Raw genomic sequence first — 21,644 nt, 5'->3', positions numbered from 1 at the left:
TATGTTCAACAAGCAAGAAGATAAAAAATCAGTTGCGGAAATGGTTAATTCCAGCAATGTGATTTCGAAAGAAACCTGGATAAAAGGAGATATCAAGGCACAAGGAAACATCAGGGTGGAAGGAAAAGTAGAGGGGACATTGGATTCCAAAAACAAAATAGTGATTGGAGAATCTGCCTTGGTCATAGGAAACCTAAAAGCAGAAGAGGCTGAGATTTCAGGCAAGATTGAAGGAGAGATCCATTGTTTTGGGGTTTTATACTTGAAAAAAACCGCTTTGATCAACGGAAACATCTATACCCAGAAATTGGTAGTCGAAAACGGCGCCACCTTCAACGGAAAATGTGAGATGGGGGAAATCACCCCAAAAGCAGTCAATGGAAAAGGAAAACTTGAAGAATCAGAAAAAGAACTTGTCACAGGATAAATTTCCCGTGTACGTAAAATACATAGGGTTGTCCTTTCAACTTTTTGCCATAATAGGTCTTGGAACTTGGCTGGGATGGATAATTCAACAAAAAAGCCAAATGAAATTTCCCGTTTGGCTTTTGCTTTTTTGTTTCCTTTCGATCACTTTGGCTTTTTATCAACTTTTTCAATCACTTAAAAATGACGAGAAGATAGAAGAAAAGAATAAAAATTCTTAATTTTGCGCCCTCGTTCAGATATCATGTCAAGCATAAAAATATTTACGGTAAGGATTTTGGCGCTAACTCTCGTTTTGGCAGGTATCATCTATGCCCTTCAAAATTATATCCAGCCGAATTGGATTCATCCGTCAGTGTGGAAGGTCCTTTCTTTTTTTGCTTTATTGACTTGGCTCACAGGTACCTTTGTGCATTATCTGATAAAGCTAAGCAAAGAAAATTCTCCAAATATCCTTCTTGGGGCAACAGCTTTGAGATTTTTGGCGAGTTTGGGTTTCATTGTAATCTATCTATTATTGGATGTCGAGAATATAATTCTGTTCGTTGCTAATTTCTTTGTTATTTATTTGTTCTACTTAATATTTGATATATACGGGTTAATAGCTAATTTGCGCCCGAATTCAAAATAGGTCATAAAAATTCGATTTGATGTTCCGTAAGTTTGTTTGCCTAAGTGTTTTATTTACAGCCTTTTTGCTGACGTTTTCAACTCCCACTTTTGCCAGTGGTGGTGATGAAGACAAGACTGGATTTATTATGCATCACATAAAGGATTCCCATGAGTGGCATTTTGCTACTTTCGGGCATACACATGTGACGCTGCCATTACCAGTTATCATATACTCTGCAGATCGCGGTTTGGACATATTCATGTCTTCGGATTTTCAAGACCACGATACCCACAAGTTTGGGGAGGCGCATGGCAAGGATGGTTATTTTATCGATGAGCATGACCATTTGCATAGAGCAGATGGCGGGAGCTTTACAGATCTTTCCATTACGAAAAATGTTGCCATGTTGTTTTTGGTAATATTGGTGATGGGGTATCTGGTATTGTCAGCTGCAAGTCATTACAAAAAACATGGTGTGAGATCCCCTAAGGGAATCGCTTCATTCATTGAGCCAATTGTGATCTTTGTAAGAGATGAAATTGCCCACAAAGCAATTGGCCCTAAGTACAAGAAATTTGTTCCATACCTACTTACTCTATTTTTCTTCATTTGGATAGGTAACTTGATGGGCTTGATGCCAGGAGCAGCCAACCTCACGGGGAATATTGCAGTGACTGCTACGCTCGCTGTTTTGACCTTTATCTTGGTCAATGTAAACGGCAATAAAGAATACTGGAAGCACGTATTTATGACTCCAGGGGTTCCTATTCCATTGTTGTTGGTAATAGTACCGGTCGAAATCATTGGTTTGTTTACCAAGCCATTTGCCTTGATGGTCCGTCTCTTTGTGGCTATCACAGCGGGACACATTGTGATTTTGGCTTTTATTGCATTGGTATTCATATTTGAGTCTTATGCTATTGGGGTAGTGAGTACCTTGATGGTGACTTTCTTGAATGTCATCGAATTGTTGGTAGCAACGATTCAAGCTTATGTGTTTACCTTGTTCACCGCGATGTATATCGGTGGTGCAGTAGCCGAGCATGAGCATCATTAATTAGGAATTTCTTTGTTCAATTTATAAATAATACACACGTATGTTAACTTCATTATTATTGTCTGCTGGATTGGCACTTATGGGTGCAGGTATCGGTGCTGGAATTGTAGCGATAGGCGCAGGTCTAGGTATCGGTAGAATTGGTGGTCAGGCTATGGAATCTATTGCTCGTCAGCCTGAGGCTGCTGGTAAAGTTCAGACTGCCATGTTGATCATTGCAGCTCTTATTGAGGTAGTATCCCTGTTTGCAGTAGTAGTTTGTCTACTTATTGCTTTGAACGCAGGTGGTCTTACTTTCTAAGAACAACAGAAAAGAGGGATTGGCGATTGGCCAGTCCCTTCTCTTTATTTGAACAAAAAATTGAAAATATAACTCTCAATATACATGGATCTTATACTACCTAGTTCGGGGCTTATCATTTGGCAACTTATCGGTTTCCTAGCCTTGTTGTTTATTTTGATGAAGTTTGCTTGGAAACCTATCCTTCAGGCTTTGGAAGAAAGAGAATCGAGCATTGACGATGCATTGAAGGCAGCTGAGCAAGCGAAAGCTGAAATGGCTAACCTAAAATCTGAAAACGAGAAATTGCTTCAAGAAGCAAGAATCGAAAGAGATAACATTTTGAAAACTGCCAATGAAGCTTCTGCAAAAATGATTGAAGATGCAAAACAGGCAGCTATCTCCGAAGGAGCCAAAATGATCGAGAATGCAAAGGCTGTAATTGAAAATGAGAAAAAAGCGGCATTGACTGAGGTGAAAAACCAAGTCGCACAGCTTACATTGGAAGTTACAGATAAATTATTGAGAAAAAATCTTTCGTCCCAAGCAGCTCAGCAAGAGCTTGTAGAAGGAATGGTCAAAGATATTAACTTGAACTAAGATGTCTGAATTTAGAGTTTCTACCAGATACGCAAAATCCCTTCTTGAGCTGGCCAATGAAAAAGGTGTGCTTGAAGAAGTCTTGGCAGATATGAAGCAATTGTCTGCGGTGGCTACTGCCAACCGTGAATTTGCTTTGAGCCTAAAAAGCCCGATTATCAATTTCGACAAGAAGTTGAAGGTGTTGACTGCTTTGTTTGAGAAATCATCAAATGCAATGACGATGGCTTTTTACGGTATTGTGGCCAGAAAAAACAGAGCGGATCTTTTGGTGGATATCGCTAGAGAATTTCAAAAACAATATAATCTCCACAAAGGAATCCAGGTAGCAGACCTTACGACTACATTCCCAATTACAGACGAACTCAGAAGCAAGTTTGTGAGCGTGGTGAAAGAGATTTCCGGACTGGACAAAATTGAATTGGTAGAGAAAATTGATACAGATATCATCGGAGGGTTTGTCTTGAAAGTAAATGACAGGCAACTGGATGAATCTCTCAGCAGCAAGTTGAAAGCACTTCGCTTGGAGTTTTCCTACAATCACTACGAAAGTAAAATATAAATCATAGCAATAACATTTAATCATATTCGATAATGGCAGAAGTAAGACCTGACGAAGTTTCGGCAATATTGAGAGAACAACTCTCTGGTGTCAGAACTGAGGCTGAATTGGAAGAAGTGGGTACCGTCCTTCAAGTAGGTGATGGTGTAGCCCGTATCTATGGACTTTCTAAAGCTCAGGCTGGTGAATTGTTAGAGTTTGAAAACGGACTCAAAGCAATGGTGCTTAACCTGGAAGAAGATAACGTCGGTGCCGTATTGTTCGGTGACTCGAAAGAAGTGAAAGAGGGTGACACTGTAAAGAGAACCAAAAAAATCGCTTCTATCAATGTAGGTGAAGGTATGCTTGGCCGTGTTGTGGATACTTTGGGTAACCCAATCGATGGAAAAGGACCTTTGGCAGGTGAACTTTATGATATGCCTTTGGAAAGAAAAGCTCCAGGTGTAATCTACAGACAGCCTGTAACCGAGCCACTTCAGACAGGTATCAAATCAATTGATGCGATGATTCCAATCGGAAGAGGTCAGCGTGAATTGGTTATTGGTGACCGTCAGACAGGTAAGACTGCCGTAGTTATCGATACGATATTGAACCAAAAGGAATTCTACGATAGAGGGGAACCTGTATTCTGTATCTATGTTGCCATCGGTCAGAAGGCTTCTACTGTTGCTGGTGTTGTCGCTGCTTTGGAAAAAGGTGGTGCACTTCCATACACTGTAGTAGTATCTGCTTCTGCTGCTGATCCAGCTCCAATGCAATTCTTTGCTCCATTTACTGGTGCTGCGATTGGTGAATTCTTCCGTGATACAGGAAGACCTGCTTTGGTTGTATATGATGATTTGTCTAAGCAAGCTGTAGCTTACCGTGAGGTTTCCCTACTATTGAGAAGACCTCCAGGACGTGAAGCATATCCTGGTGATGTATTCTACCTTCACTCAAGATTGTTGGAAAGAGCTGCGAAAATCAATGCTTCTGACAAAATCGCCCAAGAAATGAATGACTTGCCTGATTCTATCAAGCATTTGGTGAAGGGTGGCGGATCTTTGACTGCACTTCCGATTATCGAAACACAAGCATCTGACGTTTCTGCATATATCCCAACGAACGTGATTTCCATTACTGATGGACAGATCTTCTTGGAAACAAACCTATTCAACTCAGGTATCAGACCTGCGATCAACGTAGGTATCTCAGTATCTAGGGTAGGTGGATCTGCACAGATCAAGTCTATGAAGAAAGTAGCGGGTACTTTGAAATTGGATCAAGCTCAATTCCGTGAGTTGGAAGCTTTCTCTAAATTCGGTTCTGACCTAGATGCTTCTACAAAGAGAACAATCGAAAGGGGTAGAAGAAACCAGGAAATCTTGAAGCAAGCTCAATATGCTCCAGTAGCAGTTGAGAATCAGGTAGCGATTATCTATGCTTCTACAAAAGGTTTGATGGACAATGTTCCTGTAGAAAAAGCAAGACAATTCGAAAAAGAATTCTATTTACTATTGGCTGCTAGTTATCCTGAAGCTTTGGTTGCGATCAAAAAAGGTGACATTGATACAGCAGGTAAGTTGTTGGAAGAAGCTGCAAAAGAGTTGTCTCCAAAATACGCTAAGTAATTAATCGATCAAAACATACTTGAAAAGGGATTTTCAAGTATGTTTTTATAAAAATACCTCTCCATATCACAATAATATATGGCTAATTTAAAGGAAGTAAAGGAAAGAATCAATTCGGTAGTCTCTACGCAGCAGATCACAAAAGCCATGAAAATGGTGGCTGCGGCAAAATTGAGAAGAGCCCAGGACAAAATCACACAGATGCGTCCCTATTCTCAGAAATTGACTGCTATTCTGAATAATGTTTCTGCCGCAAGTGACGGACAAGCTGATATTGTTTTTGCTGAAAAACGCGAAATCAACAATGTGCTTGTAATACCTATCACTTCCGACAAGGGACTTTGTGGCGCTTTCAATACAAATGTGTTAAAGGCTTCAAGTTTTGCTGTCAACAATCAGTTTGCTGGAAAAAATATCACAATCCTTCCTTTAGGCAAAAAAGCATTTGAATTTTTCAAGAAAAGAGGATACAATGTAATTGATACTTACTATCAGGTATTTTCTGATGTCTCTTTTGAGAATGTGAAGCTGGCAGCTGAATTTGCAATGGCTGAATTTGCAGAAGGAAATTACGACAAAGTTGTCTTGGTATATAACCACTTCAAGAATGTGGCAACACAAGAAGTGATTACAGAAAACTTCTTGCCGATGATTTCTGAAGCCGAAGAGAATGAAACAAAAGGAGCAGATACTGACTATATCCTTGAGCCTTCCAGAGAGTATATCATCGAAGAACTTGTACCTACTTCATTGAAGATCCAATTCTTCAAAGCGGTATTGGAAAGCAATGCGTCTGAACATGGTGCTCGAATGACAGCTATGGACAAAGCGACAGAAAATGCTGGAGAACTATTGAAAGAATTGAGGTTGATGTACAATAGAACACGTCAAGCTGCCATTACCAACGAAATCCTAGAGATTGTAGCTGGAGCAAATGCCCTTGGAGGGAAGTAATTTTAGAATTAAGATCTAAGATTTTAGATTTACAGATATAAAAAACCACAAGCTGAGAAGTTTGTGGTTTTTTAGTTGGGAGAGATTCATATTTTAGGTTTGAAACTTGATATTTGTTATAAAAATTACCTTTGCTTCTTGATTTACACAAGGGGGCGTTAGCCCTGAATTCTTCGTAGAAAACGAAGTGGCAAGTAATTCAAAAGAGGGGCGTAGCCCTGATTTCTTCAAATTCCCATCAGCTCTCAGGTTTAAAATTAATTTGATACATTCAGATGACAGGGCTACGCCCCTTAAATTCGGTTTCGCATATATTTTTTCTACGAAGATAACAGGGCTACGCCCCAGATAACCGTTACAAAGCAAGTTTTATAATATGGAAATTTTTGTCTACGCTTTTGTATAGAGATCAAAAAAGGCCGTCCTTCTAGGACAGCCTCAATTTTAATTTTAAAATAATAATAGATGGTTGTTACTCTTTAGATAATGGAGTAGCCAGTATCTGTCAATATCTAATACCAACAAATATCATATTACAGTTACTTCGTCCCAACCAATTTTACATCCAAAGTGACTTCATCGTAGATCAGCTTATCAGCCAAATTCTCGAAATAACTTCCTGATCTGTATTGGATATCATATTTTGTTCTGTCAAATGTGATTTTTCCGATTGCTACTACTTTGTTGCCTGTTTCGGTCAGTTCTGCTGGGAAAGTCACCGGACTGCTGATTCCCTTAATTAGCAAATCACCTGTGATTTGAAAATCTTTGCCATTGCTGGAAGTCGCTTCAGTGATGGTGAAAGTTGATTTTTTGTGTTTCTCTACCGAAAAGAAATCATCGGATTTCAAATGGTTTACCAGTCTTTGGCTGGAATTGGCATCTTTGATGTCTTCTACTGTGATGCTTGTCATATCGATTTCAAAAGAGCCTCCCAAGATTTTGCCACTTTCATAATCTAGGTTAGCATCAGAAATATTTACTTTCCCAAAATGCTCCCCAGTAACTTTGCTGGCTTTCCAGCTAACCGAACTTTCTGTTTTGTTGATTGCAACTTTTTCAATTTCTGTACTGGAAAATAGAATACTGGAAAGTAGCCCCAAAGAAAGGACCAATGATGTGATTAATTTCATATTTATTGATTGGTTTAAATTATTTCACTTAGACTATGGAAATGCGATTTAGTTTAATGTGGTTATGTAAAATTATGTCTGTATTGATGTTTAATTTGTTCAGGTGTACTCATTTTAGATTTCAGGGCTACGCCCCTACGAATCGATCTGAATTACATTTGTGTGTGGAAGATTTTAGATAGCCCCTTATTTATGTTTTTCAATCATCTTAATATATTTGAAGAAACCATTTCATCAGAATAAACTTAGTTTTTAACATAAATGCTTAAATATCAATAAATAACTTGTCCGCCGGGGCGGATCTAATATCAACCAATATCAAAGTAAAACCTCCAAAATCTCTATTTTTGACAAAACAATCACCTCCTTTTAGCCTCTTCCCAATAGACATCCATCTCTGCCAAAGTCATGTCTTCGATTTTTTTGCCAGAATCTTTGGCTGCATTTTCCAGGTATTGAAATCTTTTGATGAATTTTAGATTGGTTTTTTCTAATGCTTCCTCAGGATTGATTTCTATAAATCTCGCATAATTGATCAATGAAAACAGCAAATCGCCAAATTCTCCTGTGGCTTTTTCGTGATCGATCTCCATGTCTCCTGCCACATTGAATTCTGCTTTGAATTCCTGCATTTCTTCTTCCACTTTTTCCCAAACCTGATTCTTCTCTTCCCAATCGAATCCAACTCCCCTAGCTTTTTCCTGAATTCGCATGGCTTTGATCAGTGCTGGTAGGGATTTAGGCACTCCTCCCAAGACTGAGGTATTGCCTTTTTCTTTGAGCTTTATTTTTTCCCAATTCTGCTTTACGGCCTCTTCATCATCGGCAATGGTATCACTGTAGATATGGGGATGCCTTCTGATCAGTTTTTCACAAAGACTATCTATGACTGTGCTGATATCGAAGGATTTTTTTTCAGAGCCTATTTTTGCATAAAAAACAATGTGGAGAAGAATGTCACCAAGTTCTTTTTTGATTTCATCCATGTCATTTTCCAGAATCGCATCTGAAAGTTCAAAAGTCTCTTCTATGGTCAGGTGCCTGAGACTTTCAATAGTTTGCTTTTTGTCCCATGGGCACTGTTCCCTCAGTTCATCCATGATAGTCAATAAGCGATCGAAAGCTTCAAGCTGCTGTTTTCTATTTGATAATTCAGGCATAGGAGGGAAACTAATTGGAAAGTATGGGGGTTTTGAAAGTATTGCGTAAATTTGTAAAAATTAATTCTATATGGCAACTCTATATTTGACATTGGCATTTGTGGCACTGTTTTTCATCATGATGTCAGTCAGGCTTATATTCCTAAAAAACGGCGAGTTCAAAGGTACTTGTGCTTCCCAAAACCCTTATTTGAATAAGGATGGTGGGACTTGCAGTTACTGTGGGAAAACAGTAGATGCCGACAGTAGCTGTGGCAACCCAGACAATGAGGTTGACAAAGTGTTGGCGAAATTTAAATAAATATCTTTTAACCATCCAGTAAGCTGGGTTTTTTCAATATCACCTAAAACATTTCAAGTGGCTTTAATTAAATCGATTTCCGGTATTCGTGGCACCATTGGGGGCAAACCTGGAGAGGGTCTGACTCCTCTAGATGTAGTGAAATTTTCAGCAGCCTATGGTTCTTGGGTCCTTCAAAACACCAATAATCCCAAAATTGTAATCGGCAGAGATGCTCGGATCTCCGGTGAGATGGTTTCCAAGCTTGTATCCGCTACACTTCAAGGCTTGGGTATAGATGTGATCGACTTGGGTTTGAGTACTACTCCTACTGTGGAGTTGGCAGTTCCTTTGGAAAAAGCTGGTGGTGGAATCATCCTTACAGCAAGTCATAACCCCATGCAATGGAATGCACTGAAGCTATTGAATGACAAAGGAGAGTTTATTTCAGATGCAGAGGGGAAAGATATTTTGGTCAAAGCGGATCAGGATGATTATCACTTTGCGGAAGTAAAGAAGCTTGGCTCTTATACGACTATTGATGATTATATAGATAGGCATGTGGAGCATGTGCTGGGGCTCAAATTGGTGGATAAAGAAGCGATTGCTGCCAGAAACTTCAAAGTTGTGATCGATTGTGTGAATTCTACAGGTGGAATTGCATTGCCGAAATTGTTGCGTGCATTGGGAGTAGAGCATATCGAAGAAATGTTCTGTACACCTGATGGGCATTTCCCACACAATCCTGAGCCATTGCCTGAAAATCTTAGGGACATTTCAGAGAAATTGAAAAAGGGGAAATTTGATCTTGGAATCGTAGTGGATCCTGATGTGGATAGACTGTGTTTTATGAATGAAGACGGTTCTCCATTTGGTGAAGAATATACTTTGGTGGCGGTAGCAGATTATGTGCTTTCCCAAACTCCAGGCAATACAGTTTCAAACTTGAGCTCCACAAGAGCATTGAGGGACGTGACAGAGAAGCGGGGAGGAGTCTATGAAGCAGCGGCAGTGGGAGAAGTGAACGTAGTGAACAAAATGAAAGAAACCAATGCTGTGATCGGTGGAGAAGGAAATGGAGGGGTCATCTATCCTGAGTCCCATTATGGACGGGATGCATTGGTTGGTATTGGTTTGTTTTTGACACATTTGGCAAAGTTTGGAAAGTCAATTTCAAGATTGAGGGCGACTTATCCTGGTTATCATATTTCCAAAAATAAAATAGAACTGACACCTGAGATTGATGTAGATGCTGTATTGGAAGCGATCAAAAAGAAATACTCCAAACAGCCAATCAATGATATCGACGGAGTGAAGATTGAGTTCGATAAGGAATGGGTTCATTTGAGAAAATCGAATACAGAACCTATCATTCGTATTTATTCCGAATCGGAAAGCCAGGCTACTGCCGAGCATTTGGCAAAAAAGATCATGCAAGACATCAAAGAGGTAGTAACTGCTTCTTGAATATACTGATCTGCTAATCCTAGTATGTGATCAAGCCAGTATAATATTAAAATTACAGCCCAAATATTAAAGAAGAATGAAAGTTTATTTAGACAATGCCGCTACGACAGCCATGGATGATCGTGTCATTGAAGCGATGATTCCTTATATGAAAGAGCACTATGGCAACCCATCTTCCGTGCACAGCCATGGTAGGGAGGTGAGATCTGCCATTGAGAAATCAAGAAAGAAGGTAGCGGAATTGCTGAATGCTTCTCCTTCGGAGATATTTTTCACCTCTGGTGGTACAGAGGCTGATAATACGGCGATCGTTTGCGGGATTCATACACATGGAATAAAACATGCCATTACTTCCCCTATTGAGCATCATGCTGTGCTGCATACTTTAGAAGAATGCGAGAAAAAAGGATTTATAAAACTGAGCAAGGTAGAAGTTGATAAATATGGGGCGTTGAACCTTGATCATCTACAGGAGCTGCTGAAATCCAATCCAAATAGCATGGTGTCTATCATGCATGCAAACAATGAAATTGGGAACATCAATGATTTGGATGCAATTGGAAATTTGTCAAAAGAATTTGGTGCTTTTTTTCATTCTGATACTGTGCAGACCATGGGACACTATGTCCATGATCTTAAAAGTCTCCCTGTAGATTCCATAGTTGCTGGTGGACATAAGTTCCATGGGCCAAAGGGTTCTGGTTTTTTATATGTTAGAAAAGACAAGAAAATCACGCCATTCATTTATGGAGGTGCGCAGGAAAGGAATATGCGTGGTGGGACCGAAAATGTAATAGGTATCGTTGGTATAGCCAAAGCTTTGGAATTGGCTTATGAAGACATGGATGGACACCGCAAACATGTTGAGGGCTTGAAGAGTAGATTTATTGATCAACTGAAAGAATGTATCCCGGGTGTTGCTTTCAATGGCTTGTCAGCTGATCTGGACAAGAGTTTATATACAGTTTTGAATGTGAGTTTGCCCCCATCGGAAGAGAATAGCGGGATGCTGCTGTTCAACCTGGATCTACATGGGATATCTGCTTCTGGTGGTTCAGCCTGTAGCAGTAGTGCTACAGTAGGTTCCCATGTGCTAAGAGCTCTGGGTGCAAGTGCCGAAAGGGATTCCGTAAGGTTCTCTTTCAGTCGATTCAATACAGCTGATGATATAGATTATACAGTGAGGGTATTGAAAGAGTTATACAGCGTTATTGCCTAACTCTACTTTGTAAAGTTTATAAATGACATAAACCTGACAGGCTTAATGATCAGAAAATCAATAAACACATTCTGAACCGTATAAAACAGTCAGGTTTCGATCCTCAAGCATTAATTTCAAGAAGCAGGACTAATATCCAGCATAAATGATAAAGACAGTAGGGATTTTGTGAAGATCGATTTTGGTCTTTTTCCAATTCTGTACTGTCTTTGTTTGTATAAATTCATCTGCACCAGTCAGGTTCTTGCCTATACACAGTCTTGTGTTTGGATGAAGTGTGTTTTTCAAATCTTCAAAAAGTGGATTGTTCCTAAATGGGGTCTCCATAAAAATCTGGGTTCGGTTACTCTTGATAGATTCTGCTTCCAAGTTTTTGATCGCAGCAATCCGGTCTTTTTTGTCAATAGGGAGATAGCCATGGAAAGCAAAAGATTGTCCATTGAAGCCCGATCCCATTAAGGCTAGAAACATCGAGCTTGGTCCAGAAAGTGGTACTACTTGAATACCTTTTTCATGTGCCCATGCAACGGCAATGGCCCCTGGGTCAGCGATTCCGGGGCAACCTGCCTCTGAAATGATTCCCATATCTTGCCCATTGAGGATTGGTTGCATCAGTTCTGCAAGTTGCGGGGTTCGCGTTTTTTTATTCAGTATTTCCAAATGTAAATCTTCTATCACAATGCCCAGTTTAAGGCTGCTGATATATCTTCTTGCTGTCCTCAGTTCTTCTACAAGATAATGTTTGGTGTTTTTGACCACCTCTTTTATCTGTGGAGACATGACTGATTGTGAAGTATTTTCAGCTAGACTAGATGGGATTAGATAGAGTTTGCCTTTCATGTTGCAAAGATGGCTATAAAAATGTCAACGGTCAACAGTTGACGGACAACAGTCCAAGACCATGCTTCCTTCAGTGAGCAATTTTGTGGTTTATGAAAATCAAGCTGTTTACTAGGTGATTGAGCTGATTTGTGATTGGTTAATAGTCATTCCGTTGGGAAAAAGCCTAAGAACATGTAGATACATTAACAATTCAATACAAAAATATGTGAATTGGAAAACAGCCAACGATCACCAAAACAGTTGTCTGTTGACCGTTGACTTAAATTTTTATCTAAATGTATATTTCAGGCCTATCCCCGCCCTGAAGTAATTTCCGTATTCGGTTGGGAAAATTGGAGAAGCTTCAAGCAAGAAACCAAAGTTTCTGGAATTTGAAAATGGCTTTACCAAGACTCCCAATGGGATGCCCAAATAGACCCCATCCCTGCGGCCTTCCGTACCAAGGTGGAAGCCACTGTAGAAATTTACTTCATCCTTTTGGACGAAATTATACCCGAAAGTGCCCTCTATACCTACGTTACCTCCTGTAGAGACTCTTGCTTCACCGAAGATTTTGTTCTCTGGATCCGTACCGATTGATGCAAATGTAGCAGAACTCAATCTGTAAACACCTGCACTAATTTGGGCTTGGGATTCTAAAATTGCTGCAAAAAACAACAGCATGGAAAATAACATTAACTTTTTCATAGTTTGTAAATAATTGGTTTTAGCATGTTTTTACAAAGACTCTGCCAAAACCCATCAAAAGTCAAAGGTAAATTCTCTTTCCATTTTTGTTGCTCTGGAAAGCTGCTTCGATGATTTTAAGAACTGCAATTGCCTCATCTATTTTGACATCAGGTTCTTCTGTACCAGCTATTGCTTTGGCAATATTTGTATAAAACAACCTGTAATCCCCTCTGTGGGTTTCATATTTATAAGCTGTATTTTCTAAGAACACTGTGCCCCAAGCTGCCTCTTGCTCTATTCCCCAATCTTTACCATGAGGTAGTTCCCCGGCTTTGAGGGCCTTCTCTTGTACATCGAGTCCATATTTGGAGTATGAGCCCAATTCTCCCAAAAGCAAAAATTTTGGCATTGGGGCATTGGAAAGTACAGTTGCCGTGAGCTTTACTTTTATAGTATCATATCCTAAGGTGATATCGAAATAATCATCGGAAATCGCATCAGTTCTTTGGGATCGAATGTCTGCATAGACCCATTCAGGATTGCCAAACAAAAGGTAAGCCTGATCAATCAAATGTGTCCCCAAATCAAATGTAATCCCATTTCCGGGGATGTCTTTTTCCCTCCAATTGTCTGTAAGATTAGGTCTGAAGCGGTCAAAATGTGATTCGAAATGAACAAGTCTTCCCAGGACCCCTTCTTTGATGATCTGTTGTACTGTCTTAAAGTCACCATCCAGCCTTCTGTTTTGGAAGACCGATAACAACACCCCCTTACTTTCAGCCAGATTTTTCAACTCTTCGGCTTCTTTAGAGGTCAAGGTGACAGGTTTGTCTACCAATACATGTTTGCCTTTTTCCAAGCATGATTTTGCCTGTTCAAAATGCAGGTGGTTTGGAGTGACTATCACAATGAGGTCTGCGACATCTGCTTCAAGCAATTCCTCAAGGCTTCTAAAAATGCTTATTTCTGGATATTTCTCCTTCGATTTCTCTTTGGTTCTTTCTACTACAGCGACGAGATCCAGGTATTCACAAACTGAAATCAGTGGGGCATGTGTTTTTTCTCCAACTGAACCGAATCCAACCAGGGCTGTTTTTATTTTTTCCATTTTTTAGACTGAATTTTTAGATATTCATTTCAATCGCTTTCTTTACTAGTTCCAATGCAGAACTCACACCTAGTTTGGAGTTGATTTTTTTGCGATGGGATTCCACTGTGAGTTGGCTTAAGTGCAATTCTTCGGCAATTTCCCTGTTGATTTTGCCATCTTTGATCATGATTAGTATCTGCAATTCCCTTTTGGACAGCTTGAATTTTTGCTTGAAAGAGTCATCAAATTCATCATCTTTGTTTTGCAGGAGTACTTTCTGAAAACTCATCACATGACTTCCTTCCATTACCTCCCTGATTGTATAGATGAGTTCATCAGGATCAGCGTCTTTTAAGATATAGGCACTTGCTCCAAGTCTTTGGCATTTCTTGAATATAGCCTCATCATCATACATGGATATGACGATGACACGGGTTCTGGGATAATAGGTTTTGATTTCACTGATCACGCCTTCTCCGTCGAGAATAGGCATGTTCATGTCCGTGAGGACAACATGGGCGCTGTTGTATGCCAAAAAGCTCATCAATTCTTCACCATTGATAAAAGTCCCACATACTTCGAAATCCTCTTCCTCTTCCAGTAGGCTTTGGAGTCCTTTTGCGAACAGTTTATGATCGTCCGCGATTGCTATTTTGATCATTTTTCGGGTAATATCCCAAAAGATAACTTATGCAATTGAATTAGGCAATAAAAGATTGATTTGAGTTCCATTTCCTTCTGAAGAAATTATTTTTATTTCTCCCCCAATAGTTTTCATACGGGATTTCAAATTGTACAATCCAGAACCGTTTTTTTCGATTGAAGTGTCGAAGCCAATGCCATTGTCGGCAATGGTTATTTCAGTGGCTTTTTCGGTACGGCGGAGTTTTATTGATAGCAAATCTGGTTTGGCATGTTTGATGGCATTGTTAAGGCATTCCTGAATGATTCTGATCAAAACCAATTTTTTTGAATTTTCAAGGCCAAAATCCTCTCCCTCGACCACAAATTCGACTTTACAGAAGTCCAATTGCTCAAGTTTCGTAAGTTCCCTTTGGATATAGGTTTCCAAGTCTATGGTGGTTACCCAATCCAGGTTCAACGTTTTGGAAAGTGTTCGTATTTCCCCGATGACTTGGTTGACAAGTTGTTTTCCTTCTTGGATTTTTTCAGGTTTGGAACTGTTGAGGGTGAGTTTCGTGAGTGATAGCAATTGTCCAATGTTGTCATGCAATTCCCTTCCCACATGCTGAAGTGTTTCTTCTTGGATCTCTTTTTCTACATTCAAAATGGTTTTTTCAAAATCAGCTTTGATGCTTTCAAGTTTTCTCCGATTTTGGATTTGTCGATTTCGATGGATTAGAACCAATGTTACAATAAAGGTCACCATCACAACCATCAAAAAAAAACCGGAAAGGATCACAAAGAAAATATCAGGTGTAGGCTCAGTCATCAGGAATGATTTGTATGTCAGAAATTTAATAAAAATTCATTTGAAGAATCAATTTTTATTAAAATTTTAGGTCAATATGATTTTTTATTTGAGTATTCTGTATATCTGCTTTATTGCCAAGTAACAACTTATCACTATGTTTCCTGCATTTTTTTGACTGGTATTGACAATGAAATGTTGATTGTGAACGATTATCTCCCTAATTCCAAGTGTTAAATTTGGCTAATAGTATTACTGTAGGTCATCATATTGAGTCAGACTGGAATTTCAGGAAATTACAAGAAGGTTGATAGAATATTTTTTTTAATAATGAATTCTAGTTAGAAGTTTTATTTCTATGAACTAGGATAGGGATATAAAATGAAAAGCCCATTCCTAAGTACATAAGTACAGCCATAACTCTATTTAGAGTCCCCAGAATGTAGTTTAATTGTGGGTCAACTGAAATTAATAGATTAAGAGATGAAAAGTATAAAAAAGTCGCGGAGTAAAAGAGAAACACAAATGTAACAATCCAAAATATTGGATTAGCCAATAAATTTTCATTTGTATACCATTCTTTGACAAATACATTTGAGAAAAAATAAATACTGAATGTAATTATTACAAAACATCCGACGGAAAAAGGAAATGAGTGAAATGAATCTAGATCTTTTGTTAAGAGAGTGAAAGTTAGACCTATAATAATATAAGTCAAAGAAACAATTTTAATGGCTTTAAGAGAATTTTTTGTGTTAAGAATACTTGAAAAAAGCCACAGAATAAGTAAAGTTTCTGCATAGACAAAAAACAGATTGTAGGCTATTGTATTATTTATTTTTCTTAAGTAGGTGTATGTGCCATAAAACTCTAACATAGTTGCAACTATTAGAATAAGAAAAGTAATGAGATGCTGTTTTTTGTATGATATTTTAAAAAAAAAGAGGGGTGTGCTTAAAAGCAACCCCATTAAAATTAGTCCATTATACCAATCTATTATTTCCATTATACTATTACATCAGCAATTTGGCGGACAAATCCTACCCCCATTCCAGCTCAATCCATCATCGTCATCATCATCATCGCCATTCTCATCACATGATTTCACTTCCTCAAGACCTTCTCCAGTCATATTACATGGTTTCAAAACTAATGAAATTCTTCCAATATACGCTTCTTTTTTTTCGCGATCTTCAGGAATCATCCTTATAGTTTCTTTGTCATACTGGCCGAAATACATTTTCAGTCCGCCAATTTTCCCGTCTGGATCAGCATCTTTTAATGCGTTTTCTATTGTTTCCCTGTCAAACCAAACCCAATCGGTTTGCTCTTTGATAGGTTCACCTCGGAAATCTAAACCTGGCTTATTGATTTTTCCATGCTTTCGATAGTACTCTCTAAATTTTTTCAGTTCTTCTCTGTTCATTTTAATTGAATTTAGGTGGTTTTAGCCTAATAGGCTTGCGAATTTCTTTTGTACATAAATAAGGGAATAAAAAATGAAATGCCAAATGTTAGGTACATAATACCTGCCAAAACTCGGTTAAAAGAAAAGAAGAGCGAGACATTCTCCTTGACTATGTCAGGATAAAACTGATAAGTTCCGAAAAGCACAGTGGCTTCTATGTAGAAAAATAATATAGCACAAATGATCCAAAAATGGGGGACTTCCAAGAGGTTTTTTTCAGCGAATATTTTAAGATCCAAAATCTTTTTCAGGAAGTAAATACTTAGAAATAAGATCATGGTTGCAAATGGTAGGAAGGAATAATATTGAAATTCTTTGGTAATATCTTGTAAAAAGATTGTGTTGATTAGTCCCCACAGTATTATTGGGATTGTCAAGAGACGGATTTTCTTTTTCATTTTGGAATCATCCTCCAGGGTGTAGAAATAGAATATAAGGAGAATAGATTCAATGTAAACCCAGCCTATATTGTAAAGTAGGGAATTGTTGATTGACCTTGAAGCGGTATATTCCCCAGCTGTTTCCATTACAAAAACCAATGCAAGGATCGATAATATTACTCCATGGTTTTTGATTTGTGGTTTGTTCTTGATTCCCCAAAAAAGCAGGGATGCAAACAGGCTGATCCCAATAGAAATAAGATAAAAATTTGAGTTCATGATAAAGAAATTTATTTCTACAAAGCTACGGTCTTTGGAAAGCCCAAAAAATACCAACTTGTTGGTATTTTTTGGAGATTCTTTGCCTTGATGTTTAATAAAACTGTATTTCTCTACCAGATTCAACTCCGATAGAGTTGGGGATAAGGTACAGTTGGGTCATTTTTTCCACCGTATTTTCATTCGGGGTTAATCAAATTTGTTCCCGTTTGGGAACGGATCGTTTACATTGTGGAAAATCATCACCATTGGAGTTGTTTGGAATGTGTGTAGTAGAATCATTCTTTCCACCGTATTTGCATACGGCTTATCAATTTGTTCCATTCGGGAAAAGGTGTAAATGCGGAATTTTAAGGTGTTTTCTAAATAATGTATTTAGAAAACACCATTTTCCATAAGACTATTGATTTTTTGATACCCCATATTCCCGAAGGGAATGAATATCATTAACCCCGCATGACAATGCGGAGGCGGAGGAAATAAGAAACTAATGATATCACTCCTCCCAACACCGAAGTGCCTGTCCCGATATTTTCGGGAAGTTGAATCTTTCTTTATGGAACGAAGTAACCTTATTAATTTCCTTTAAAACAAAAAAAAGGGAGTGATTGCTCAACTCCCTTTCATTTTCTTTTAGAAAACAGGTTTATGCCGGCTTTTTGGCTGATTCCACCTCGTTTTCAATCTCACGCTTCATCAAATCCACTACAATTGGTGTAGCAATGTAGATAGACGAATAAGTACCTACCAATACGCCGATAAACAATGCAAAAGAGAAACCTCTCAATACTTCACCACCAAATACCAATAACACAATCACTACAATCAAGGTAGTAAATGAAGTGATCAATGTTCGGGCCATTGTTTGGTTGATGGCATCATTGAACATTTTTACAAGTTTGGAAGTGCCTCGGCTTTCGATGTTTTCCCTGATTCTATCAAATACAATCACGGTATCATTGATGGAGTAACCTACCACCGTGAGCATCGCTGCAATAAATACCTGATCAATCTCAAATGTGGCTCCCAATGCACTTGCAATCGCAAATGCGGCAATTACAAAGAATACATCGTGGATCAATGCAATGATAGAACCAAGTGAAAATTGCCACTTACGGAATCTCAATAAGATATACAAGAAGATTGCGATCAAGGCAAAGAACATGGCTTCTGCTGAGGATGCTTTGATGTCATCTGCTACAGTTGCACCTACTTTGGATGAACCGGTGATAGAGAACTGGTTGTCTTGAAGGTTGGTAGCATCTTTGGTATAAGCAAGACCGGTAATCGTAGCAATCCCTTCCCTTACCTTTTGTTCAACCTCTGCATTTGAAGCATCGTCATCTTCATTGATCAGGTATGACGTGGTGACCTTCAAGATGTTATTTCCGCCAAAGGTCTTCACTTCTACAGAACCGTCAAATTCACCGTCCAATCCTACTTTCAAGTCTGAAGTGGCTATCGGCTGACTGAATTCTACGATATATGATCTACCTCCGGTAAAATCCACACCGAATTTCAATCCACTGATCAATGCCACTGCCAAGCCTATGATGATAAACCCTGTAGAGAATAGATATGCTACTTTACGCTTGCTCAAGAAATCAATGTTCAATTCGCTCAACACATTTTTTGCGAATGGCGTAGCGAATGAAATAGAACTCTTGTCACCACCTTTTTTGCTCATCCAATAGACAATCACCCTTGTGATAAATACAGCTGAGAAGAAGGAGGATGCAATACCAATCATCAATACGATTGCGAATCCTTTGACCGGACCTTGTCCCAAGGCATAAAGAATAGCACCTGTAAGGAAGGTGGTAACGTTTGAATCCAAGATTGCAGAGAATGCCTTGTTGTAACCTTCATTGATGGCTACAAGCAATCCAGATCCATTTCGAAGCTCTTCTTTGATCCTTTCGAATATCAAAACGTTCGCATCTATCGACATACCTATGGTCAACACAATACCAGCAATACCAGGTAAGGTCAATGCTGCTCCAAGCTGGGCAAGGATTCCCAAGATAAAGAAGATATTGAAAACCAATGCTGCAATTGCAACAAAACCGCCTTTGGCATAGTATGCGATCATGAAAAGCACTACCAACACCAGACCGGCAACCATTGAAATCACACCTTGGTTACTGGCTTCTTTACCCAAAGTAGGTCCTACGAAAGCCTCTTCTACGATTTTGGTAGGGGCAGGTAAGCTACCTGATTTCAAGATGTTTGCTAAATCTTTTGCCTCTTCCAAAGTGAAGTTTCCTGTGATCTGAGATCGACCATTTGGGATTTCGCCTTGGATAGTAGGTGCTGTATAAACATAGTCATCCAAAACAACGGCTATTCTTTTACCAATACTTTCAGCTGTTAACTTTCTCCATTTTCTTGCTCCTTCAGCATTCATATGCATACCAACGGCAGGTCTGGAAGTCTGGTCAAGTTCTTGTGCAGCATCTGTGATTACATCACCTTCCAAAAGTGCCTGCTCAGAATTTCTCGTCAATTTGATTCCATAAAGCTCCAGCAATTCCATGCCATCCGCTTTTTGTGGTTTTACTGACCACAAAAACTTCACATCCCTTGGTAATACAGACTTGACATCTTCTCTTGCAAAAATCCTATTGATCGTTACGGTATCCCTTATTTCATAGACCAAACCATAATTTGCTTTTGTCAAAGCAAAAATAGGAGAAATTTCAGAAGAGAAATCAGTAGTGCTGTCACCATCAGCAAGTTGCTGCTCTAGGGAAGAGATTTCCTCTTCTTCTTGTGTTTCATCATCTTCTTCTTCAGAAGCAACTACTTCCTCCACACTGGTTCCAGCTTTTTGGGCTTTTGCCTCAGCTACCAAAAGTGCATTTGCAGCTTCCAGCTCTGCTACATAATCATTGATCTCTGCGACTTCCCAAAATTGTAACTTCGCCACTCCTTGGAGTAGGTTTCTTACCCTTTCTTGATTGTCTACACCCGGCAATTCGATCTGGATTCTTCCAGAACCCTGGATCCTTTGGATATTTGGCTGTGAAGTACCGAAACGGTCAACACGAGTCCTTAAGATATTGAATGATCTTTCGATCGCATTCTCGATCTCAGCATCGATGATCCCCAAGATATCTGAGTCAGATGTTTCAAGGGAAATCCTACCTCTGTTAGCTGCAGTAGCAAAAACAGTGTTCAGCTTTTTGTTGCCAGCTTTAGACTGCCAAGATCTGTAGAAAACATCCACAAATTTTTCATTGGTAGTCTTCGCTGATTCAATTGCTTCTTCAACTGCAGTGTTGAACATAGGATCTTTGCTATTTCCCGAGAGGCCCTTTACAATCTCTACCGGAGACACTTCCAAAGTGACATGCATACCACCTTGCAAATCAAGACCTAAACCAAGTTCGGTTTCTTTGATTTCTTTGTATGTGAAATCAGCTCCCAAAAACTTGTAAACAGGTTCCCTGTAAATGGAATCCAAATAAGATTGTTTTTTGCCGAAGTCAACATTCCCGACTTCGTCAGTAGCATATTCTACAGCTTTCTGCTGGATATTGCTGGATACAAATGTGAATGACAAGTAGTACAGACATAGTGCTGTAACGATTACCGTCAAAAACACAATAACACCTTGGTTACGCATAGTAATTGTATAATTATAGATTGATTTTTAAAATGAAAGATTGATATGGATACAGTTTTGTATCCAATGAAGGTGGCAAAGGTTTTGGGATTAGGGAGCGTTGGTGGAAATTATCCTCTCAAAAAGTATTTCCCTGAATTCTAGATTTAATAAGACTTGGTTGGCGGTTTTCGAAATAGAAACCGATTCAAAGTTGATGATTTCATAGATGATGTAAAGCGTCTGCTGTCCCAAGCTTGTGACAAAGGGAACTACTGCATCTACTGCTACATCCAAAAAAGTTTGGTTTTGTTGAGGACTTTCCTTTTCGGTCTTTGTTTCTCTATTGGTTTTGGAGTCTTCAGAAACCTGATTTGGAAAGTATTCCATACCCGAAATAAGCATACAGAAAAACATCACCATCAGCAATGTGATGCGCTGTTTCAATAGGCTTATATTTCGTTCTTCTCTTCTCACGGGCTGCAAATATATAAAAAACAGGAAACTTTCATAGC

General features: G+C 38.9%; 22 protein-coding genes. 11 read left to right on the top strand and 11 right to left on the bottom strand.

The window, feature by feature from the left end:
- The first annotated feature begins 1 nt into the window (after window position 1).
- From ACFSKL_RS05070 to atpG, 8 genes are all read left to right on the top strand, one after another.
- The gene (locus ACFSKL_RS05070) at window positions 2-427 is read left to right on the top strand and encodes a bactofilin family protein (protein WP_376884053.1); all 426 of its coding nucleotides are present in this window, start codon (window positions 2-4) and stop codon (window positions 425-427) included.
- Window positions 378-647: an AtpZ/AtpI family protein gene (locus ACFSKL_RS05065; protein ID WP_376884052.1), complete on the top strand. Its 270-nt coding sequence runs from the start codon at window positions 378-380 to the stop codon at window positions 645-647. The genes ACFSKL_RS05070 and ACFSKL_RS05065 overlap by 50 nt, the downstream gene beginning before the upstream one ends.
- A 429-nt stretch (window positions 648-1,076) precedes the next feature.
- Window positions 1,077-2,096 carry a F0F1 ATP synthase subunit A gene (gene atpB / locus ACFSKL_RS05060; protein ID WP_376884050.1) on the top strand — a complete coding sequence of 340 codons (1,020 nt, stop codon included), beginning with the start codon at window positions 1,077-1,079 and terminating at the stop codon, window positions 2,094-2,096.
- 40 nt (window positions 2,097-2,136) lie between these two features.
- Window positions 2,137-2,397 (top strand): ATP synthase F0 subunit C, encoded by a 261-nt coding sequence (gene atpE / locus ACFSKL_RS05055; protein WP_014771320.1) that lies wholly within the window; start codon window positions 2,137-2,139, stop codon window positions 2,395-2,397.
- Between the two features lie 84 nt (window positions 2,398-2,481).
- Window positions 2,482-2,976, top strand: a complete 495-nt coding sequence (locus ACFSKL_RS05050; protein ID WP_376884048.1) for a F0F1 ATP synthase subunit B — start codon at window positions 2,482-2,484, stop codon at window positions 2,974-2,976.
- A 1-nt stretch (window position 2,977) separates the two neighbouring features.
- Window positions 2,978-3,538: an ATP synthase F1 subunit delta gene (gene atpH, locus ACFSKL_RS05045; protein WP_376884046.1), complete on the top strand. Its 561-nt coding sequence runs from the start codon at window positions 2,978-2,980 to the stop codon at window positions 3,536-3,538.
- Between the two features lie 32 nt (window positions 3,539-3,570).
- Window positions 3,571-5,148, top strand: coding sequence for a F0F1 ATP synthase subunit alpha (gene atpA, locus ACFSKL_RS05040; protein WP_376884044.1), 1,578 nt, complete (start codon window positions 3,571-3,573; stop codon window positions 5,146-5,148).
- Between the two features lie 78 nt (window positions 5,149-5,226).
- A complete protein-coding gene (gene atpG / locus ACFSKL_RS05035; RefSeq protein ID WP_376884042.1) occupies window positions 5,227-6,102 on the top strand; it encodes an ATP synthase F1 subunit gamma in 876 nt (291 codons plus the stop codon).
- 539 nt (window positions 6,103-6,641) lie between these two features.
- On the opposite strand, the gene ACFSKL_RS05030 is transcribed toward atpG, so the two are convergent.
- Window positions 6,642-7,235, bottom strand: a complete 594-nt coding sequence (locus ACFSKL_RS05030; protein WP_376884040.1) for a YceI family protein — start codon at window positions 7,233-7,235, stop codon at window positions 6,642-6,644.
- Window positions 7,236-7,594: 359 nt separating this feature from the next.
- Entirely contained in the window at window positions 7,595-8,395 is an 801-nt protein-coding gene (gene mazG / locus ACFSKL_RS05025; protein ID WP_376884038.1) for a nucleoside triphosphate pyrophosphohydrolase, read from the bottom strand.
- Between the two features lie 70 nt (window positions 8,396-8,465).
- On the opposite strand from mazG, the gene ACFSKL_RS05020 reads away from it, so the two are divergent.
- The 3 genes from ACFSKL_RS05020 to ACFSKL_RS05010 all read left to right on the top strand — a co-directional run bounded on the left by ACFSKL_RS05020 (window position 8,466) and on the right by ACFSKL_RS05010 (window position 11,361).
- A complete protein-coding gene (locus tag ACFSKL_RS05020; RefSeq protein WP_241275041.1) occupies window positions 8,466-8,696 on the top strand; it encodes a hypothetical protein in 231 nt (76 codons plus the stop codon).
- A gap of 57 nt (window positions 8,697-8,753) precedes the next feature.
- Window positions 8,754-10,142, top strand: a complete 1,389-nt coding sequence (gene glmM, locus ACFSKL_RS05015; RefSeq protein ID WP_376884036.1) for a phosphoglucosamine mutase — start codon at window positions 8,754-8,756, stop codon at window positions 10,140-10,142.
- Window positions 10,143-10,218: 76 nt separating this feature from the next.
- Complete coding sequence (locus tag ACFSKL_RS05010; protein ID WP_376884034.1) at window positions 10,219-11,361, top strand: cysteine desulfurase family protein; 1,143 nt, start codon at window positions 10,219-10,221, stop codon at window positions 11,359-11,361.
- Window positions 11,362-11,490: 129 nt separating this feature from the next.
- Here the strand turns inward: ACFSKL_RS05010 and ACFSKL_RS05005 are convergent, their stop codons facing one another.
- From ACFSKL_RS05005 to ACFSKL_RS04965, 9 genes are all read right to left on the bottom strand, one after another.
- Window positions 11,491-12,201 (bottom strand): SAM-dependent methyltransferase, encoded by a 711-nt coding sequence (locus tag ACFSKL_RS05005; RefSeq protein ID WP_376884032.1) that lies wholly within the window; start codon window positions 12,199-12,201, stop codon window positions 11,491-11,493.
- A 270-nt stretch (window positions 12,202-12,471) separates the two neighbouring features.
- Window positions 12,472-12,891, bottom strand: a complete 420-nt coding sequence (locus ACFSKL_RS05000; protein WP_376884030.1) for an outer membrane insertion C- signal — start codon at window positions 12,889-12,891, stop codon at window positions 12,472-12,474.
- Window positions 12,892-12,952: 61 nt separating this feature from the next.
- The gene (locus ACFSKL_RS04995) at window positions 12,953-13,981 is read right to left on the bottom strand and encodes a Gfo/Idh/MocA family oxidoreductase (RefSeq protein ID WP_376884029.1); all 1,029 of its coding nucleotides are present in this window, start codon (window positions 13,979-13,981) and stop codon (window positions 12,953-12,955) included.
- Between the two features lie 16 nt (window positions 13,982-13,997).
- Window positions 13,998-14,624 carry a response regulator gene (locus tag ACFSKL_RS04990; RefSeq protein WP_376884027.1) on the bottom strand — a complete coding sequence of 209 codons (627 nt, stop codon included), beginning with the start codon at window positions 14,622-14,624 and terminating at the stop codon, window positions 13,998-14,000.
- A 27-nt stretch (window positions 14,625-14,651) separates the two neighbouring features.
- Window positions 14,652-15,416 carry a sensor histidine kinase gene (locus ACFSKL_RS04985; protein ID WP_376884026.1) on the bottom strand — a complete coding sequence of 255 codons (765 nt, stop codon included), beginning with the start codon at window positions 15,414-15,416 and terminating at the stop codon, window positions 14,652-14,654.
- Between the two features lie 997 nt (window positions 15,417-16,413).
- Window positions 16,414-16,821: a hypothetical protein gene (locus ACFSKL_RS04980; RefSeq protein WP_376884024.1), complete on the bottom strand. Its 408-nt coding sequence runs from the start codon at window positions 16,819-16,821 to the stop codon at window positions 16,414-16,416.
- Window positions 16,822-16,847: 26 nt separating this feature from the next.
- Window positions 16,848-17,522 (bottom strand): hypothetical protein, encoded by a 675-nt coding sequence (locus tag ACFSKL_RS04975; RefSeq protein WP_376884022.1) that lies wholly within the window; start codon window positions 17,520-17,522, stop codon window positions 16,848-16,850.
- Between the two features lie 646 nt (window positions 17,523-18,168).
- On the bottom strand, window positions 18,169-21,150 hold the full coding sequence (secDF, locus tag ACFSKL_RS04970; protein ID WP_376884021.1) for a protein translocase subunit SecDF: 2,982 nt from the start codon (window positions 21,148-21,150) through the stop codon (window positions 18,169-18,171).
- A gap of 90 nt (window positions 21,151-21,240) precedes the next feature.
- Window positions 21,241-21,606 (bottom strand): hypothetical protein, encoded by a 366-nt coding sequence (locus ACFSKL_RS04965; RefSeq protein ID WP_376884019.1) that lies wholly within the window; start codon window positions 21,604-21,606, stop codon window positions 21,241-21,243.
- Window positions 21,607-21,644 lie beyond the last annotated feature (38 nt).

Origin of the sequence: Belliella marina (genome assembly GCF_042682445.1) — a bacterium.
GTDB lineage: Bacteria > Bacteroidota > Bacteroidia > Cytophagales > Cyclobacteriaceae > Belliella > Belliella marina.
Note: the sequence above shows the minus strand (reverse complement) of the source record. Positions and strands in the feature narration are given on the sequence as shown.